The sequence below is a fragment of the Photobacterium sp. S4TG1 genome, assembly GCF_036040035.1.
Taxonomy (GTDB): Bacteria; Pseudomonadota; Gammaproteobacteria; order Enterobacterales; family Vibrionaceae; genus Photobacterium.
Genome location: NZ_JAYXUH010000015.1, coordinates 1 through 18,702 on the forward strand (window position 1 = coordinate 1; position 18,702 = coordinate 18,702).

The following is an 18,702-nucleotide window of genomic DNA, read 5'->3' on the forward strand; positions in this document are numbered from 1 at the left end:
TTGAAATTTGTCAATTGTGAATGATAAAGAAGCGAATCCTTCTCCCACCATCATATAATTTCTTCTTAGTTCAGTTGGTACTCTTTATTGGGGAGCTTAGCGGCCTGTTAATTTAAATCTTATTATTGTGACCGAAGGTAATCTATCTGTTAAATAAATATAATTCTGGTATTCTGCATTGGTAGTAAATTAATGCTTAACAGAGGAATGAATGGCAACAATTTCTGATGTATCTCGTATCGCTGGTGTGTCAAAAGCAACAGTATCACGTGTAATTAATGGCACAGGGCAAGTAAAAGAGAGTACGAATTTATTAGTTAGACAAGTAATGTCTGAATTGAACTATAAGCCATGCTCGGTAGCTCAAACCTTAGCAACAAAAAGAGGTAATAGTGTCGGATTGGTACTTTCTGATTTTACGGGTAGTTACTTTGGCATCTTATTGAAAGAAGCCTCAATGAGTGCTGATCGCATGGGTAAGCAGCTATTGATTGCCGATGGAAAAAATCATGCAGTATCTGAATTAAAAGCAGTACACTCTTTAGTTGATAAGAAATGTGATGTTATTGTACTTTATAGCCGTCAATTATCCTCTGAACAAGTTGTCGCACTTAATCAGTCAATTGATATTCCATTAGTCCACATTGGTAGAGAGTTACCTGTTGAGGCTGGTTATTCTATTTCATTTGATCAAAAGCACGCAATTGAGTTAGCGGTTGATCATTTAGCTAAAGCTGGACACCGATCTATGATGTATTTAGGTCCTGAGCCAACAACACCCACAGCAATGTCACGTTTAAATGGTTTTAAACAAGCTATAGAAAGACGTTCAGAATTAGACATATGTGTTAACTATGCTATGAGTGGATTCGGTTATATTGAAGGTTATAATGCAACGAAAGATATACTAAAAAATAGAATTTTACCATCAGCGATGGTTATAGCGTCAGACGATATAGCGATTGGCTGTATAAAAGCATTAAGTGAAAAAGGTATATTAGTACCTAAAGATGTTTCTATTGTTAGTATTGATAATGATCCTTGTAGTCTTTTCACTATACCATCACTTACTACTGTCGATGTGCCAATTCAAGAAATTATGGCTCAAGCGATGTTAGTTGCTCAACAATTATCTGAAGGTCAAAATAAATTTAATTCTGAAATCATTCGAGGAAAATTAATTCAGCGCGATTCAACACAAATTGTAAATATAACTTAACTCATATTTTATTTGCATTCGCTTGGTTAGATTTTCGTATAAGTAAAGCGTCTTCTAAATATGCCTACCATCTCAAATCCCATAATGTTACTCACTTAGTTGCACTATAAAAAATTGACAGCACTTGCATTTACTATTAATTAAAGCTGCATAGTTATTCATTGCTTGTTATAAATGTAACCGGTTTCTGAAACCGGTTACATTTGTTTGGTTATTTAAATTATAACGACCTAAGGATGGATAATATGAAGATATTTCTTTGTTGTGCCGCTGGTATGTCAACCAGTATGCTCGTTAGTCGCATGGAACAAGCAGCGAAAGAGAAAGGAATTGAGTGTGAGATTTCAGCTCATTCTATTAATGAATTTAATGATTGTATTCAGTGGGGAGATGTCTGTTTAGTTGCACCACAAGTAAAATTTAAATATGAAGAATTTAAACATATCGCTAATGAGCAAGGAAAGGGATGTGCGCTTATAGATATGATGAATTATGGTTTATTAAAAGGTGATCTTGTGTTGGATCAAGCTGTGAGTTTATATCACAGACATGCAATTGTAGAGGGATAAAACAATGGCTATATTTGATCGTGTCCTTATTTTTGTAGAAAATGTTGTTGCACCAACAGCTGGGAAAATATCAGCACAAAGACATATTAATGCAATTAAAGATGGTTTTGTTTCTACGATGCCATTTCTAATTGTTGGATCATTATTGCTTGTATTAGCATCACCACCATCGACGGGTAACTTCTTTTTTGATGGTTGGCATGGTTTAATTGAGATAATTGGTAAAGATAATATCTTGGCACCATTTCAATTAAGTATGGGAATATTTGCATTATATGCGGCATTTGGTATTGGTTTTAGCCTAGCCGAGTCATATAAGTTACGCGCGATGAATACTGGTATGTTATCGATGTTTGCATTTTTACTTGCTGTGGCTCCGATGATCAGCATAGAAAGCGTTGGTGGTGTGATACCGAGTACGTTTTTAGGTGGAATGGGCGCTTTTACTGCAATTATTTGTGGATTACTTGTTCCTGAAATGCAACGTTTATTGATCAAATATAATATTCGAATCAAAATGCCTGAAGCTGTTCCTCCTAAAATCTCAGCTTCATTTGATCTTCTTATTCCTATCGTATTTATTTCCGCTATTGTTATGACAATTAATATTTTTCTAGGTGGATACGATCTTCAAATTCCATCTGCAATTATGAAAATATTTCAGCCTATTGTTTTAGCATCTGATAGTTATATTGCTTGTTTGATTGCAGTATTACTTGTTCAGCTATTATGGTTTAGTGGAATTCACGGTGGTTCTGTTGTTGGTGGCATTATTGGCCCGATGTTACTTATAAATCTTGGATTAAACCAAGATGCATTAGCTGCAGGTCAACCGTTACCATCAATATTTATTAATCCTGTTATGGACTTCTTTATTTTTGTCGGTGGGGCTGGCGGTACATGGGGATTAGTCGTATTAATGATGCGATCTAAAGCAACGCAGCTTCGAACTATAGGTAAAATGTCATTTGTTCCGGGCACATTTAATATTAATGAACCAGTAATATTTGGTACGCCTATTGTAATGAATCCAATCTATTTTATTCCATGGTTACTTGCTCCTGCACTAAATACAACTATTGTGTGGTTAGCATTTAAAACAGGATTTGTTGCCAAAATTATTGCAATTCCACCTTGGACAATGCCTGCACCTATTGGTGCTATTATCGCAACAAATTCAGGAACTGCTGCTTTAGTTGTATTAAGTAGTGTTGTGGTAAGCAGTATAGTTTTCTATCCATTCTTAAAAGTTCATGAAAGGCAATTACTTGCTGAAGAAAAAGCAATAGATGTCGTTACTGAACAAACAGATAATTTAATACCTAGGGAAGCGAATTAAATGAATACTGTTATTCAATGTAGTGAAGATATCACCGAAGAATTTTTAATGATGCTGTTATGCCAAGTCGGGGAAGCCCGTTCTGCTTGTATGGAAGCTATGCGTGCTGCTCGTCAAGGTGATCACTCTAAAGCGCTTGAGCTATTAAAAGAAGGTGATAATTCTTTAATTGCTGTACATAAAACACAGACATCTTTAATTGGATTTGATGAAGGTATCGGCAAAGTCAAAATGACTCTGATTCTTACGCATATTCAAGATCATATAATGACGACGATGCTTTGCCGAGAACTGGCAGAAGAAATTATTGCGATACAAGCAAAAATACAGCATCAAGCAATACATCAAAGGAGTGATAGTTATGCAGAAGAGAATATTTGATTATACAGCACAAGATTTTAAAACAGCGTCGCGTAATCAATTGGTTGATAGCATTAAAAACTCTGAAGGTCGAACTATCATGGTTGAAAATGTTGTTGCTATTGCACCACCAATAGATATGGTTTCAGGAGCTGAAATTGCTGCTGCATTTGGTGCTGATATGATTACATTAAACTGTCTGGATGTAATGAATCCGATAATTAAAACGTTGTCTGAATCTCCTGACGATGTGATGAATATCGAACAAATTAAAGCATTAACAGGACGTTTAATCGGGTGCAATTTAGAACCCGTACCAAGTAATGTTACTCATGTTGATGTTGGTCGAACGGTAACTAAAGAAACGATTGAGCAAGCTATAAAAATAGGACTCAATTATGTAATGCTAACGGGAAATCCGGGTAATTGTGTCACTCAAGAGACTATTCTTGATGCGATATCTCTAGTACGTAGTGTATCGAAAGATATCATTGTTATCGCTGGTAAAATGCATGCTGGCGGCGTTGGTAATGATTATAATTTGAGTATTATTGATCAATTTGCCGAGGCTGGAGCTGACGTCATGATGTTCCCTGCGCCATATACTACGCCCGGTGTAGATTCGAATTTAGCAAAAAGTATGATGATGAAAGTTCATGACAGTGGCATGTTAGGAATGTTAGCCATTGGTACTTCTCAAGAAGGTGCGACTGAATCATATATAGAAAAGGTTGCAATGGCTTGTAAGGCTGCGGGGGCTGATATTGTTCATATTGGTGATGGCGGTTATAGCGGTATTGCACCACCAGAAAATATTATGCGCTTGGGTATTACTTTGCGTGGTCGACGTCATCAATATAAGCGAATGGCAAATAGACGTTAATCATATTTAAATAATGTAAATATTTCATCATCGATATATAGAGGCATCTGTATTTAGCATTTGCCTCTGGTTTAGTGTATATGCAGATTATACCTGAATATGTTTATTATGTGGTTTCTATTAATAAAAAATCATACCATGTAAATATGAGGATTAAATAATGATTAGAAAACCGATAAAATTAGCAGTAATTGGTGGGGGGAGTAGTTATACCCCTGAGTTAGTTGAAGGTATATTAAAAAGAACTAATTCATTACCTATTACTGAAATTCATTTTGTTGATATCGAAGCAGGTCAGGAGAAGCTAGATATTATTGAAGCACTAGTTCAGCGAATGGTATTAAAAGCAAATGCTAATATTATCGTTAAAGCTTCCCTTGATCGTCGTACGGCAATAAAAGATGCAGACTTTGTTATGACTCAATTTCGTGTTGGTGGATTACAAGCACGAGCTAATGATGAACGTATTCCTCTTAAGTATAATGTAATTGGCCAAGAAACAACAGGTCCAGGTGGATTTGCAAAAGCATTACGTACTATTCCTGTAATCTTAGATATCTGTAAGGATATTGAAGAGTTAGCACCTAATGCTTGGATGTTAAACTTTACAAATCCTGCAGGCTTAGTGACTGAAGCGATATTAAAATATACTAATGTGAAAACAATAGGTCTTTGCAATGTGCCAGTCGCTATGACGATGATGATTGCTGAAATGATGCAATGTTCTACTCGTGATTTATCTTTAGAATTTGCAGGATTAAATCATTTAGTGTGGGTTCATCAAGCTTGGCTTAATGGTAAAAATATTATGGTGGATATTTTAGAAAAGATAGCTGATGGTGCTAATTTTAGTATGAATAATATCTTTGAAGAACCTTGGGATCCTGATTTTATTAAAGCATTAGGCGCAATTCCGTGCCCATATCATCGCTATTTTTATCAAACAGAGGAGATGCTAACAGAAGAAAAGTATGCCGCTCAAAATGAGGGGACTCGTGCAGAGCAAGTTATGCTAACAGAAAAAGATCTCTTTAAGTTATATCAAGATCCTAATTTGGCAGATAAGCCAAAGGAGCTTGAGCAGCGTGGTGGCGCATATTATTCTGATGCATCATTGAATTTAATGGATGCGATAGTTAACAATTTGAATACAATCAATGTCGTTAATGTGCGTAATAATGGTACTATTTCAGGGTTGTCTGATGATGTAGTGATCGAATGTAGTGCTATTGTTGGAAGTTGGGGGGCTCGACCTTTAGCTGTTGGTGAATTAAATCCAGAAGTAAGTGGATTAATTCATCAAGTAAAAGCCTATGAGCAATTGACAATTGAAGCTGCAGTGCATGGTGATTATAACAAAGGCCTAATTGCGTTAGTTAATCACCCTCTCGTTGGGGGGATTACTCAAGCAAAAGAAATTTTGGATGATATATTGCGAACCAATCGTGATTATTTACCACAATTTAAATAATACATAGATAGTTAACAAATCAAATTGCCAAGATGCCCCAATACTTTATATTTAGGAGATATCATGCATGTTATTTTTAATGCCGATGATTTTGGCTTAACTCCGGGGATCAATTTAGGGATTATTGCAGCTAATCAGGTTGGCGTTGTTCGTTCAACTACTTTAATGGTCGGTATGACCGCAGAAAAACAAGCGATTGAGTTAGCAAAAAATACACCATCACTTCATGTAGGTATTCATTTACGCTTTACAACTGGAGTTCCGTTGACTTCGGCATCAAGCTTAACTGATCAGAACGGAAGTTTTTTTTCTTGCCACCAATTTAGACAAAAACAACATTTCAGTGAACAACAGATCACTGATGAAATTACAGCTCAGATAGAATATTTTCTGACAACAGGAATACAACTGAGTCATATAGATAGTCATCATCATGCACATGTCCACCCACAAATATTACCTATAGTGAAAGATTTCGCGCGTTATTATAATGTACCATTAAGAGAATCTGGTTATCTTAATTCAACTAAAAAGCAAGCAAAGTATTATTTTTATAGCGGTTTTTATGGTGAGAATGCTACGATCAACACCATTTTAAATATTATCAATCAGCATCGTAATGATACAGATATATTAGAAATAATGTGTCACCCTGCATATATAGATCAATTATTATTAGATTCTAGTAGTTATGCTCTTCCCAGAGCAAAAGAGCTAGAAATATTAACCGATGAAAAATTTATTATGCAGTTACAAGAACAAGATATTATATTAAGTGATTATTCTGTTTTATTAGATTAATCGTGATGTAATAGGGTAATTATAGTTGTTTTAGATGGAGTAAACTTGATTTTAGTAAGTAATACCCAGCAATAAGCCCACAAGAAAGTGGGCTTAATTGTAATATTGTTCTGTTTATAATGCAGGCGGTAACTGTCTTAATAATGCAAAGACTTGTTTTTGTTTATTATGAGAAGCGATAAATCCAATAAGAGTCTGATCTGCTGTATGTGCCTTTGCAATATAGCCTTCATGATCTCGTTCAACTTGCCAATGAATATCTATAGCGGTTGTGATTCCCGCTAAACTTAACGGTAACCAAGGTGTTTTTGCTTTGATTAACATTGGAGGCAGAGATAATTGCGTTGGTGTACCTGCTAATGTTTTTGCAAGTGCCATTGCTGATAACATAATAGGCTGTATAAATGCACTGACTTTACCGCTGATTTCAGCACAATCGCCAATAGCATATACATTCTTAGCGGAGGTTTGTAGCATATTATTGACTATAATGCCTCGATTAGTACTGATTCCAGCTTGTTTTGCTAAATCAATTCTTGGTGCTAGTCCCATCGCTGCAATAACGATATCTGTATTTATATCCTTTCTACCTTGCTGTGAAATTATCATCTTTTCGCCATCAAAATTAATTTCATTTATGGTAGCGTTTAGCTGAAGATCTATTTCTTTTTGACTTAATATTTGCTGCAGTTCTGCGGCAATAAACTCCGGCAGTAAAGCGGGCATCATGGCAGCGGCTTTATCACACAGTGTAATTTTTTTACCCGCGGTAGCTAAATCAATTGCTATTTCAGTGCCAATTAAGCCAGCCCCTAAAATAGTAATATGTTTTGCGGCATTTATTTGTAATTGGTTCTGCTGAAGCTCAGATAGACTATTTAATGTGATTATCTTATTTGTCGCATTACCTGCAAAATTTGGTATAAATGATGTAGCACCCGTTGCAATAATTAATGAAGAATAGTGCAATTGTTGCTGATCAAAATATACCCATTGTTGTTCGGTGTTAATTTCGTTAATAACTGTTTCTGTTATTAATTTAATATTCTGCTCTGCCGCAAATTCAGCCGCTGTTTGTTTTATAAGATCTGTCGCTTGTTGGCTACGACTAAATACATGGCTTAATTCAGGTTTAGAGTAATCCGCACCTTGATCCGCGGTTACTAAAGTAATGGCAGTTTGTGGATCTAGTTTTCTAAATGATTTCACCCATTGGTAAGCAGCGAAGCCACTACCAATGACAATAATTGGATTTGACATTGTTAGCTCTCATTTATTTAGTTGATTGGCTCAAATACTTCTTTACCAATACCACATTCAGGGCATAGGAAACTATCAGGTACATCTTCCCAAGCAGTACCAGGGGCAACATCTTGATTTGGTTCACCAAGTGCAGGATCGTAAACCCACTGACAAACCGTGCATAACATTTTCTGGCCACCCGCTGCTTGTGCACAACATTTAACTGCCATCTCAGTTGTTGGCTCTACTTCAACAATACTTGCTTGTTCGATTATTTCAGGAACATCAATCGCGACTTGTATTGTCGCAGCTGGCGTTACTTCAGTAGTAAAAGGTGTGTAATGATCATAAGGGCGTACACTTTGAGCCCATTCTTTAGCGATTTTTTTACCATGCTCTCGACATTCTTGTAATGCTTTACCATCTGGGCGCCATTTAGTTTTAAGACCAACAGTCGTGAAGAAACCTGCATCAGTTAAACGCGCGTGAATACGATCAACAGCACCACCATTCCAACCGTAACTACCAAAGGCACCAGCTTTTTTATTTTTAAAACGTAAGCCTGTGATTTCTTCTAGTAAACCAGCAACTTTAGGCATCATAACGTTATTCATTGTTGATGAGCCAACGAGTACCCCTTTAGAACGGAACATATTAGCAAGAATTTCATTTTTATCATGACGAGCAACATTGAAAATACGCACAATTACTTGGTCGTCTTCTTCAGTGATCCCTTGGGCAATAGCATCAGCCATCATGCGGGTATTATTTGACATAGAATCATAGAAAATAGTGATACGGTTTTCTTGATATTGATTAGCCCATTCAAGGTATTTTTCAATAATTTGAGTTGGGTTATCACGCCAAATAACACCGTGTGAAGTGGCAACCATATCAACTGGAAGGTTAAAGCTTAGAACCTCTTTAATCTTATTGGTAACAAGTGGACTAAATGGCGTCAAAATATTTGAGTAATAACGTAAACACTGATCAAGCAATTCGTTTTGGTCAACTTCGTCATTAAATAAACGTTCATCACAGTAATGTTGACCAAAAGCATCATTACTAAATAGAACGGCATCTTCAGTCATGTAAGTCATCATACTATCAGGCCAGTGCAACATTGGCGTTTCAATAAACACTAATGCTTTACCATTACCAATATCAAGCGTGTCACCCGTTTTTACGGTGTTGAAGTTCCACTCTGGGTGGTGATGATGACCAACGATTGAGTCAATTGCGTTTTCAGTACAATAGATAGGTGTATTAGGAATACGGCTCATTAATTCACTTAGCGCACCAGCATGATCTTCTTCTGCATGGTTAATAACGATAAAATCAATGTCGTTAAGATTAATTTCTTGTTCTAAATTTTGTAGGAAAGCTAATGTGAATTTGTGATCAACGGTATCGATGAGCACATTTTTGCCTTCACGAATTAGATAACTATTATAGCTCGTACCACGGGTTGTTTTATATTCTGTGCCATGAAAATCACGTACTTCCCAATCACGTTGTCCAACCCAAGTAATATTGTTTTTAACATGAACAGCCATTTTTAAATTCCTTTAGCGCTTTAAGTTGTATTTTGAATGCATGTTATTCTTCGGATTGGTGGTTGTCAATGTAAAGAGTCATTTAAAATACATGTTATAAATTATTTGTTTATTATCATTGTGTTATTTGTTTGAACCGTCAGTGAGTTGGCGGTTCATTATCGAAAGGAAATAATGTGAGGCGAGAAACACACTAAGGAGGATGGTTAGTTAAGATTAAAAACGAGCCCTACAATAGTGATAAGACTCACCGCATTGAGTACTGAATAGAGAATTGTTTTTGGCATGCTAAATGCCAAACTATTAAAATCCCGTTTTGAACCAATAACTGTAATTGTTAAGGGTAATATAACCAATAAGCCAAATATCCAGCGGATAGTATCAGTGATGGCGTAACCTATTTGAGTTTCAGCAATAACAAAACCTAGGATAGATAAAATGAGAGTAGTGAGTGAAACTGCAAAGGTTCGATTATAGGAATCCATTAGCTGAGCAAAAGCTTGATATTCTTCTTCCGTAAAATCGGGTTTGTTTGCCATGTGTTTTTCAGCCTAGTAATGAGATAACTGTTTCTATTATAACGGATCATTACTGAGATAACGAAAATAAAGATAGCAACGCTAAAAGAGAAACATAGAAAGTGATCATTTAATAAGCATAGATGAGCGGTTTTAGTTATTTATGTGTGTGACTTTGGTAAAAAACGCTAAAAAATGTTTTAAAATTAATCAGTTGACAGTTTTTGAGTTTACAGAATTAAATGGTAATTGTATTATACGCCCCATGGAGAGATGGCTGAGCGGTTGAAAGCACTGGTCTTGAAAACCAGCATACGTTTATAGCGTATCTAGGGTTCAAATCCCTATCTCTCCGCCAAATTACTAAAAAAGCCAACATTTAGCTGTTGGCTTTTTTTCGTCTGAATAAAATAGTGATGTATTTAATTGGTGCAATAAAAAGCGGGTTCAAATCCTCTAATGCCCAAACCAACCCCACTAAATAACTTGGTTATTTGACTGGTACTATAAAGTGGACTTAAATTTTCGCACCTCGCACCTCGCACCTCGCACCTCGCACCTCGCACCTCGCACATAAATAGATGAAATACATCACTATTTATGTGAATATAGGCGTTATTTATTTGGAAAATACCAATAATGACTTTTGAACAATGGGCTTTTGTTGCTGATCTTTATACTCCAATGATTGCAATAATGTGCGTTATTTGTATGACGCGATTAGGACGTGAACAGGGGATGAGAAGTAGGTTATTCGCGCTGGGTGGGGTCTTGCTGTCAACGGCTTTTATTTATGTGGTTATGTTTGTTGATAATACGTTGGGGATTTGGCCGGCATTTAATTTGGATTACAGTACCCATACCGCCATTGCGCTTGTTTTTATTGGTTACTTTCTTGTATATACCCCTAAATTAAGAGGGGGGATGGTGCTTTCTATGGTGGGTTATGCCGCTTTAATGATGCATCAGAAGTACCATACGTTAAGTGACATTATTACTACTACTGCCTGCGTTATGCCTGTAATATTGTTGTGCCAATATAAATTCGCTGTTATTGCTAAACGTTAGTTTTTCTTAGTAATAATAACGTAATTGAATAAGATTAATCCGAGTACAAAACAACCAAATTGAAAAGTGGGCAATACTGTTGCAACGGAACCGATAAGTAATCCTGAGCCTAGTCCAAGTGCAATTTTTTGTCGAGTATTCATTATTAAAATCCTTTTTAGTCATAATTTTTTTTTGTAGTATGTGAATTGTATTTTTCATTATGGCGATGATATTTACGTTCATTCCAGCACCAAAAAAAAAGGCCAACTAATGGAATTATAATGCTAAGAGTCATAAATGTGATTAATAATTCTTTGGCGAACAGTAAATCTAAATCATTATCAGAGAATGATAATCTTTCCAGTGTTTTTCCTCCTAAGAAACCTAAACATCCTAGAAAATAATGGCTTATGATAAAATGAAATAGCCCTTTTTTACGTTGTTGCCGCCATTGAGATATTTTAAGATCAGAATCTAACATTAATTTATCCATGAAAATGTGAAAGTTATGGTTATTATAAGAGGTGAGCTTTTTATATCAGGTGCCGATATGTGAATAGAGAAGCTAGTGACATTATTGGTGATATGACAGGATTAATTACATCAATAATTGAGACATTGAAGAGGCTGTGTACATAAGGTTAGTTTGCTGTTTTTTCAAACCCGCTGTTGTAACAGCGAGTACGGTATGAATATTGAGTGATGGTAATCAAAGATTAGTTGGATAGAATATGAGTAGAGTTAGTCTGTTAAGATCTCGCTTTTATTAAAATGAATACTGATAATATCGTTAAAATGTGTATGCTCATAAATGAAAGGTAATTTAATATCAATAGCCTCAGATGGACTCAGTGGTAACCATTGGCCATCAGTTGTAACTTTCCAAATAATACCGTCTAGTTTGATATAAATTTTGAGTTGCATCCTTTGCCTTATGCTATTTATCATAGAATAGCGATTATAAGTGATTGGTACCCTATGGTATCGAACATAAATCAATCTTCAATTGATATTTATAATAATTAGAGATTTTAATGCAGAATTTGCTTATGGAACATTGTTCATTTGGCTAATCATTGTAATAGAACATGTTATTTATAATTCAAGGCTAACAGTAATAACGGTTAGCTTTGAATGTTAGTTGTTAGCCGTGGGGCTAATCTTCAAAATCAACAATTAGCTCATCTTCTAAGTAATCAATAAGACAACCTAGTGCGGGAGCAGAAACAATATAAGATGTTATTTCAGCAACTTCAGGTGTTGCTAATTGTAATACATCTAATACTGTATGTTCTGGGTTATAAGCAACATCAAATTCTTTGGCAATGGTGCAACTGTCGTTATATTCATCAACAGATAGCTCAATTTTACCATTATACTCGCCAATATCTGTATCAAAATTATCTACTAATATTTCGATCATAGCTTCATAGTAATGTTGGTAATCCATTGATTATACCTTAATCTTATTTAGAAAAATTGCTATCTAATACGTTAGCAGTATTGGCGCTATGTTACCTTATTTTAGAGTGACAAAAAGCTTTATTAGAAAATAATTGTAGTTTTAATCATTATTGTTTTTAGACGCTTATCTTATTTAATAATAGGTCTGGTTTATTGGTATGCCTAAAATAATGAAGGCCCAGTAAATTGTTTATTAACAAGGCCAACAAAGATACCTTGAATATCTTTTGCTCGCTCTAAAAAATAACGTAACTCTAGTTCAGCACCTGCATTTTCATCTTTAATTGAAGCGGCGATGATTTCTTTATACATCACGATATCACGTACTTCTAAGTGGCAAATAGTTCCAAGCGTCGTCGCCAAAAATGCATCGATTTCAGCTTTAGGAACAAATTGAGTAATAATATTTAATTTTTCAGCCTGTTGTGCTGTAAAATCATTGCCTAATAGCAATGCTTGTAATGCTTTATTTTTACCCATTCTTCTTACAAATTGAACAGCACCTTGGCCTCCTGTTGGAATGTTAACGTGAACTTCTGGTTGAGCAAATGCCGCATTCTCAGTGGCATAAGCAAGATCACATGCCATTACAAATTCATTACCGCCACCACGAGCAACACCATCCACTAAGGCAACCGTTACTTGTTTCATCGCTTTAATATTCATGATCATATAATTGAATTCAATCGACGCAGCTTGTCCTCTTTGCGTACCATTAATCACATTAAGATCAAGATGGGATAAAAAAAAGGTCTCATGTAAAGATTTAAAGACCACGACTTTAGTGGTTCGATCATCTTTTAAAGAAAGTAGAAACGCATTAATTTCGTTGATTAAGTTAATTGTTAAAACATTCACTGGCGGATTGTTGATAGTCACAGTTGCAATGCCGTTTTGATTCGTAATTGATAATGTTTTCATAATAATTTCCTTCAAATACTCGATAGAATGTCTAAATTTCCTAACTCTAAAAAGCTTTACTCTCAGTTAGTGAGATGACTATAAGTAATCTATTAGATGAAAAAATAGCATTATTTTCAGTAGGGAATTTCGGCACTCTTTATGCGGTATACCCACATCGAGATGCTCCTATAAAAACCAAATTATTTATTGATGTTTTAAAATCTATCATTGGGAATGAGTCGCCTATTTGGGAATAAAATAGACCTCAATTTGAAACATTATATGGGCATTAGCCTTTATTTTATTATTGGCGCTGTTATTGATGACTTAAGACCTAAAACATAGATTCAGTATAAAAATCGCGTGTTAATGCTCACCGATGGTCATTGTTGTTACATATATTGCAGTATTCTAATTTTTTGTTACATATTCTATCGATAAAATTAATTATAGATATAATATTTAATTATAAACTATATGCAACTGCATTGGTTGATGACGCTTCATAAGTGAAAACAAAGGCTAAATATAAGTAAGTTGTACGGAATACAACAATGATACTTATAAAGGATAAGCGCTTTAGGTTTGTTAAAACGAGTGAGCATACTTAGGAAATTAAGTGAAAAAAATAAATAAAATAACAGCAGCTATTTTTAGCGCGATTCTTAGCGGTAATGTTTATGCTGCTGATGCTCGTATTGTCTCTTTTATTCCTGGAGAAACGATCGTTCAGAACGGTGATATGGTTTCTTATAATGGTACCTGTTTTGTTGCCAAAAATAATCCTGGAATATGGGAATCGCCAAGTGCTGATTCATGGTTTTGGAATAGCGTAGAATGCTCTGGTGAACCAAATCCGAACCCAACCCCCGATCCTGAACCCAACCCTGATCTTGATGGAATTATTCCTTTCATTCCAGGCACAACACAAGTCAAAAATGGTGATGTTGTATCCTATGACGGGCAGTGCTTTATTGCTCAAAATAATCCAGGTATATGGGAAGCACCAAGTGCCAGTTCATGGTTCTGGAAGTTAACCGAATGTTCTGATGAGCCGTCGCCTGAGCCTGATGTGACCGAGTTATCAATTTTATCACCAGTGACTGGTCAGTTAGTTAAAGTTAATGAAGCTGTTGTAATTAAAGCAAACATTGATGGCGAATTAGCATCTAAAGTTGAGTTTTGGGTTGGCAATACTAAATTAGCGGAAAAAGCGATTGACCAAAACACTATGCTTTATTCTCAAACTTGGACGCCAAGTGAAGCGGGCAGTGCTGTCATTAATGTGTTTGTGTTTGATAAAAATAATCAAAAGATCGAACAGCAATCTGTTTCTGTGACAATTGAAGCTGAAACTACTGAAGATTTTACTGCGCCAGTGGTGAGTTTTAGCTCTCCAGCAAATGGCTCAACCATCAATAAAACAGACACCGTTTCAATTGCAGTTAACGCATTTGATGCAGATAAAGATTTAACGACAGTGGTTGTTAATGCAAATAATCAACAAATTTGTAGTTTTGATGCTGCAGCAACAAATACATTTAGTTGTGATTGGCTGCCAACTCAAACAGGTAGTGTAACACTGAGTGCTATTGCAACGGATGCACAAGATCTTTCTGCTACTACAAATTTAATTATTACCGTTAAAGAAGAAATCGTGGAGCCACCGGTAACACCACCAGGTGGGTTGTGTGAAGAGTTTAATGTTTACCCAGACTGGACGCGTGGCGATCATGCAACAGGTGGTGACATTATGGTACACAATAATATTGCTTACTCAGCTATTTATTGGACTCAAACAGCACCAGGTAGTGATAGCTCATGGGCGCTTCACCTAAATTGTGATGGCTCAGAACCTGGCACTGCGCCACTACTTTCGCTACCAAACCCGATGGATCCTGTTCGTTTAGAAGTTGCTGGTTGGCCAAATACATTTGTCGTTGCAAGTCCATCTTCAACGGCTCCTGCTACATTAACTTTTGAAGCAAGCAGTAGTGCAGATTTAACCAATGTTGATAAGCTAGTAGCATCGTTTGTATCGATGATTGAAACAGCGACTCAAACGGATTCTGCATCGATTATTATCAGTAGTGATGTGCTTGATAAGGCAACACAAGATAAGACTTTATCATCACAAAATATTGCGGTTAAAGAAGCACTAATCAAAGCCGTTGATAGTACTGGTAGTAACATTGATATTGATGCGATCAATGCCCTGAGCAATGATCTACAAGGCTGGGCGCAAGCACATAACTTGATCGTATCAACTGTTGCACCACAATCTTCATTTGGTTGGTCACTATCGATTGGTGATTTTGCCTTTAATACCTATTCAGGGCGTCAGTCAGTATGGGATGCGGCGTCTAATCATACGGCTGATCTATTAGATAAGTTAGCACTTTATAAAGCTGATAGCGCAACTAAAGCTGATTTCATTGCATTTACTAAATCAAGTGCAACGGCATCATTATCAAGTGATCAATGGCACAATGCACTCGAGTATGTAAAGCAAGTTACTGATTACATAAAGACACCGGCTATGCTGGCAAATATGTCAACAGATCAAGCTGCCAATTACTTTATGGGTGATACAACGCATCAAGCACAAATCCGTAAAGCGGCTTACAGTAATGTTTTTGCATTATTATTTGATAAGAATAGTGCTAGTTTAACGGCACAAATTGAATCTTACCAGAATGCTAAAGTACCACTATATTATGTCGGTAAAGAGTTAGAAAAAGGCTCGTTAACCCGTATTGAAGCACTGAACCGTGAGTTAACAAATGCAGCTGATGTGATGGATAACGAAGCGTTCCTTTATGAAACCCCACAATCACAGTGGATTCCATCGACCGTTTATAAGTGGAATGATTTCCTTGATGGCTTAAATGCAATGCATAACATTGGTGTTGCAGGTAATAAATTCTGGCTATTAAATGATGACGCGGATGATGCAACGAACATTACTTACGCTAAAGTTGCGATTGCTGCATTCTTAGCTCAAAGCATGCAAGAAACTATCCGTTACAATGCGTGTGACGAGAATAACTGGTCTGAAGTTAAATATGGTGCACCTGCAGACTATCCAATGTCGGCAAGTTGTGGTCAGTTAGGTCAGAAATACGCAGATTATGGCGTAAACCCTAATTCAGGCTTAGATTATGCCTACTCTTGTCCTCGTGATAACAAAATGGAAGTCAGTGCATTAACACATGCTAAATGGTACGGCGCCCCGGCTCCTGTATTTGCAGCACCTAATGCGGTATTAGAAGAGCGTGGCTTGCTGGTTAATGGGTATGTTGGGCGTTGGACTAACAATGGTCACTGTAATGATGTACCAGATAAAGTGGATACTTCAAAGCAAGTGTGGGAACGTGATACGTGTAAAACTTATGTAGGTCAAAAGGCGGGTACATTCCTTTGGGATGGTAGTAGCCAAGAGAGTGTTGAAGGTTGTGGCTGGTGGGGACGTGGTGTTATTCAAACTACGGGTCGCCAGAACTTTGGTACGCTTAACCATTACTTAGGTCGCTCACATGTTGATCCTGCAACGATTGGTCAAACAATTGATGGCGTAACCGTTGAAGCACCACCGGCAAACCCACTGTATGCTGATCTTGATTTTTGTTCAAATCCGGGCTTGATTTGTAGCTCAGAAGAGAACAAAGAGATCAAGTGGATCGCAGGTTTATTCTACTGGGTTACATCGGTTCAAGCATATTCTGATGAAGGTGGTCAATATGCAGATTGGAATTACTATAACGAACTGAAAAAGTACGTTGATGGTGGCCTAAAAGGGACTGATTTTATTGATGACGTTTCAGGTATTGTGAACCGTGGCTGTCCTGACTCTGTTTGTTCGACTGGCGAAGTGCATAATGCCAAAGAGCGTCAAGCTAACTTTAAGCTAGTGTTAGAAAAGTTAGGTCTACACCCACAATTATAACGGTTAGCAAATAACAGTTATTTTAAACTGTCAGTTAGTGAAGATTGACGATAAATACTAAAGAACCCTGCTTTGAAGTAGGGTTCTTTTTTTATAAATAATTAGTCGTGTCGCAAGGATAAATAGTGGCTTATAGCCACCCCTTACGTTTGAAGAATAAGTAGGGTGCAAACCCCGCCAGCACCATCAATCCTAATGCATAGGGATAGCCCAGTTCCCAGTGAAGTTCTGGCATAAACTTAAAGTTCATACCATAGCTAGAGGCAACCAGTGTCGGTGGTAAAAATACAACCGATACCACAGAGAATATTTTAATAATGCGGTTTTGCTCAATATTAATAAAGCCCATGGCCGCATCCATTAGGAAGTTAACCTTTTGGAATAAAGATTCATTGTGCGGTAGCAAAGAATCAATATCGCGTAACACTTCACGGGCTTGTTCTAATTCAATTTCAGGCAAACGCGCTTTGCGTACTAAAAAGCTTAATGCTCGCTGAGTATCCATTAGACACAAGCGTATTTTCCATCCCGCATCTTCTTGTTTTGCAAGATGTGATAAAGCCTGATCAAAATTAGCACCAGGTTTATTGCCACCTAAAATGGTCTTACCAATTGATTCTAGTTCGCTGTAAATATCTTCAATAACATCGGCAAGTTGCTCTATTTTTGTTTCAAATAGATCGAGCAATAATTCATAGGCATTACCTTGCTGTAAACGCTGTGTACGCGCTCGCATACGGTAAAGACGAAAAGCGGGTAATTCACGTTCGCGCAAGGTAAATAAGCGACTATCACGAATGGTGAAAGCAACTGTCGCATTACTTACATAATCATCTAGATCTTCAAAATAAAAAAATGAGTGAATATGTAAGCCATCTTCATCTTCAAAAAAACGCGCACTGGCTTCAATGTCTTCTAGCTCTGGACGAGTAGCAAGGCCTTGACCAAGCTCTTCTTGAACGCGCTCTCGTTCTGCTTCATTGGGCTCGATGAGATCAACCCATAATGCTGATGAAATAGGATCTTGGGCGTCTAAATCTAAACGTTGTAAACGTAGGTCGTTTAATGTGTATGCGTTCAGCATGTCTCATATCTCCACTAATGGCGATGATATCAAGAACACTTTAAAACACGATTTGAAACTGATAAATACAGGATCTACCAATACAAAACTGGAATAATAAGATTTAAACAGAAGCAATGAACATAAGGGATTGTGCATGCTGGCAGTTAAACATAGCCAACTCACACGCAAAAGCAGAAGAGGGCAGATTAACGAGGAAAAATCTCATTCCAGTACCGACTGGGTGTGTTCAAAGCGGTGTCCTCTCTAAATAATGGTGTGCGCATGTTACGTCTGACGGGAAAAGGGTTCAAGTTA

The 18,702-nt window shown here is 36.7% G+C and carries 18 protein-coding genes, 1 tRNA gene and 1 pseudogene; 11 read left to right on the forward strand and 9 right to left on the reverse strand.

Going from position 1 to position 18,702, the window contains the following annotated elements:
* Positions 1-211: 211 nt before the first annotated feature.
* The 7 genes from VXS03_RS15390 to chbG all read left to right on the forward strand — a co-directional run bounded on the left by VXS03_RS15390 (position 212) and on the right by chbG (position 6,642).
* Positions 212-1,219 carry a LacI family DNA-binding transcriptional regulator gene (locus VXS03_RS15390; RefSeq protein ID WP_327764773.1) on the forward strand — a complete coding sequence of 336 codons (1,008 nt, stop codon included), beginning with the start codon at positions 212-214 and terminating at the stop codon, positions 1,217-1,219.
* 245 nt (positions 1,220-1,464) lie between these two features.
* Positions 1,465-1,788 carry a PTS sugar transporter subunit IIB gene (locus VXS03_RS15395; protein ID WP_327764774.1) on the forward strand — a complete coding sequence of 108 codons (324 nt, stop codon included), beginning with the start codon at positions 1,465-1,467 and terminating at the stop codon, positions 1,786-1,788.
* A 4-nt stretch (positions 1,789-1,792) separates the two neighbouring features.
* Positions 1,793-3,127: a PTS sugar transporter subunit IIC gene (locus VXS03_RS15400; protein ID WP_327764775.1), complete on the forward strand. Its 1,335-nt coding sequence runs from the start codon at positions 1,793-1,795 to the stop codon at positions 3,125-3,127.
* Positions 3,128-3,508 carry a PTS lactose/cellobiose transporter subunit IIA gene (locus tag VXS03_RS15405; protein ID WP_327764776.1) on the forward strand — a complete coding sequence of 127 codons (381 nt, stop codon included), beginning with the start codon at positions 3,128-3,130 and terminating at the stop codon, positions 3,506-3,508.
* A complete protein-coding gene (locus VXS03_RS15410; protein WP_327764777.1) occupies positions 3,489-4,370 on the forward strand; it encodes a DUF7916 family protein in 882 nt (293 codons plus the stop codon). Before VXS03_RS15405 ends, VXS03_RS15410 begins: the two co-directional genes overlap by 20 nt.
* A gap of 160 nt (positions 4,371-4,530) precedes the next feature.
* Complete coding sequence (locus VXS03_RS15415; RefSeq protein WP_327764778.1) at positions 4,531-5,841, forward strand: 6-phospho-beta-glucosidase; 1,311 nt, start codon at positions 4,531-4,533, stop codon at positions 5,839-5,841.
* Between the two features lie 63 nt (positions 5,842-5,904).
* Positions 5,905-6,642, forward strand: coding sequence for a chitin disaccharide deacetylase (gene chbG / locus VXS03_RS15420; RefSeq protein WP_327764779.1), 738 nt, complete (start codon positions 5,905-5,907; stop codon positions 6,640-6,642).
* A gap of 114 nt (positions 6,643-6,756) precedes the next feature.
* On the opposite strand, the gene norW is transcribed toward chbG, so the two are convergent.
* The 3 genes from norW to VXS03_RS15435 all read right to left on the reverse strand — a co-directional run bounded on the left by norW (position 6,757) and on the right by VXS03_RS15435 (position 9,979).
* Positions 6,757-7,902 carry an NADH:flavorubredoxin reductase NorW gene (norW, locus tag VXS03_RS15425; protein WP_327764780.1) on the reverse strand — a complete coding sequence of 382 codons (1,146 nt, stop codon included), beginning with the start codon at positions 7,900-7,902 and terminating at the stop codon, positions 6,757-6,759.
* 17 nt (positions 7,903-7,919) lie between these two features.
* Entirely contained in the window at positions 7,920-9,440 is a 1,521-nt protein-coding gene (gene norV / locus VXS03_RS15430) for an anaerobic nitric oxide reductase flavorubredoxin (RefSeq protein ID WP_327764782.1), read from the reverse strand.
* 206 nt (positions 9,441-9,646) lie between these two features.
* On the reverse strand, positions 9,647-9,979 hold the full coding sequence (locus VXS03_RS15435; protein WP_327764783.1) for a hypothetical protein: 333 nt from the start codon (positions 9,977-9,979) through the stop codon (positions 9,647-9,649).
* A gap of 246 nt (positions 9,980-10,225) precedes the next feature.
* On the opposite strand from VXS03_RS15435, the gene VXS03_RS15440 reads away from it, so the two are divergent.
* Together VXS03_RS15440 and VXS03_RS15445 are read left to right on the forward strand one after the other, a co-directional pair.
* Positions 10,226-10,316 (forward strand) — tRNA-Ser (locus VXS03_RS15440).
* 281 nt (positions 10,317-10,597) lie between these two features.
* Positions 10,598-11,026, forward strand: a complete 429-nt coding sequence (locus VXS03_RS15445; RefSeq protein ID WP_327764784.1) for a hypothetical protein — start codon at positions 10,598-10,600, stop codon at positions 11,024-11,026.
* Here VXS03_RS15445 and VXS03_RS15450 read toward each other — a convergent pair.
* From VXS03_RS15450 to VXS03_RS15470, 5 genes are all read right to left on the reverse strand, one after another.
* Positions 11,023-11,169, reverse strand: coding sequence for a hypothetical protein (locus VXS03_RS15450; RefSeq protein WP_297476840.1), 147 nt, complete (start codon positions 11,167-11,169; stop codon positions 11,023-11,025). The two genes, VXS03_RS15445 and VXS03_RS15450, sit on opposite strands and share 4 nt — an antisense overlap.
* Positions 11,170-11,183: 14 nt before the next feature.
* Positions 11,184-11,489: a hypothetical protein gene (locus VXS03_RS15455; protein ID WP_327764786.1), complete on the reverse strand. Its 306-nt coding sequence runs from the start codon at positions 11,487-11,489 to the stop codon at positions 11,184-11,186.
* 260 nt (positions 11,490-11,749) lie between these two features.
* The gene (locus tag VXS03_RS15460; protein WP_327764787.1) at positions 11,750-11,932 is read right to left on the reverse strand and encodes a hypothetical protein; all 183 of its coding nucleotides are present in this window, start codon (positions 11,930-11,932) and stop codon (positions 11,750-11,752) included.
* A gap of 232 nt (positions 11,933-12,164) precedes the next feature.
* Positions 12,165-12,458, reverse strand: coding sequence for a hypothetical protein (locus VXS03_RS15465; RefSeq protein WP_297476838.1), 294 nt, complete (start codon positions 12,456-12,458; stop codon positions 12,165-12,167).
* A gap of 176 nt (positions 12,459-12,634) precedes the next feature.
* Positions 12,635-13,393: an enoyl-CoA hydratase/isomerase family protein gene (locus VXS03_RS15470; RefSeq protein WP_327764788.1), complete on the reverse strand. Its 759-nt coding sequence runs from the start codon at positions 13,391-13,393 to the stop codon at positions 12,635-12,637.
* 125 nt (positions 13,394-13,518) lie between these two features.
* Between VXS03_RS15470 and VXS03_RS15475 the strand changes: the two are divergent.
* Positions 13,519-13,632, forward strand: a pseudogene (locus VXS03_RS15475) (LysR family transcriptional regulator); the annotation flags it as partial.
* Between the two features lie 362 nt (positions 13,633-13,994).
* Positions 13,995-17,321 (forward strand): Ig-like domain-containing protein, encoded by a 3,327-nt coding sequence (locus tag VXS03_RS15480; RefSeq protein ID WP_327764789.1) that lies wholly within the window; start codon positions 13,995-13,997, stop codon positions 17,319-17,321.
* Between the two features lie 130 nt (positions 17,322-17,451).
* Here VXS03_RS15480 and corA read toward each other — a convergent pair whose 3' ends face one another.
* Complete coding sequence (gene corA, locus VXS03_RS15485; protein ID WP_327764790.1) at positions 17,452-18,405, reverse strand: magnesium/cobalt transporter CorA; 954 nt, start codon at positions 18,403-18,405, stop codon at positions 17,452-17,454.
* Between the last annotated feature and the right edge of the window lie 297 nt (positions 18,406-18,702).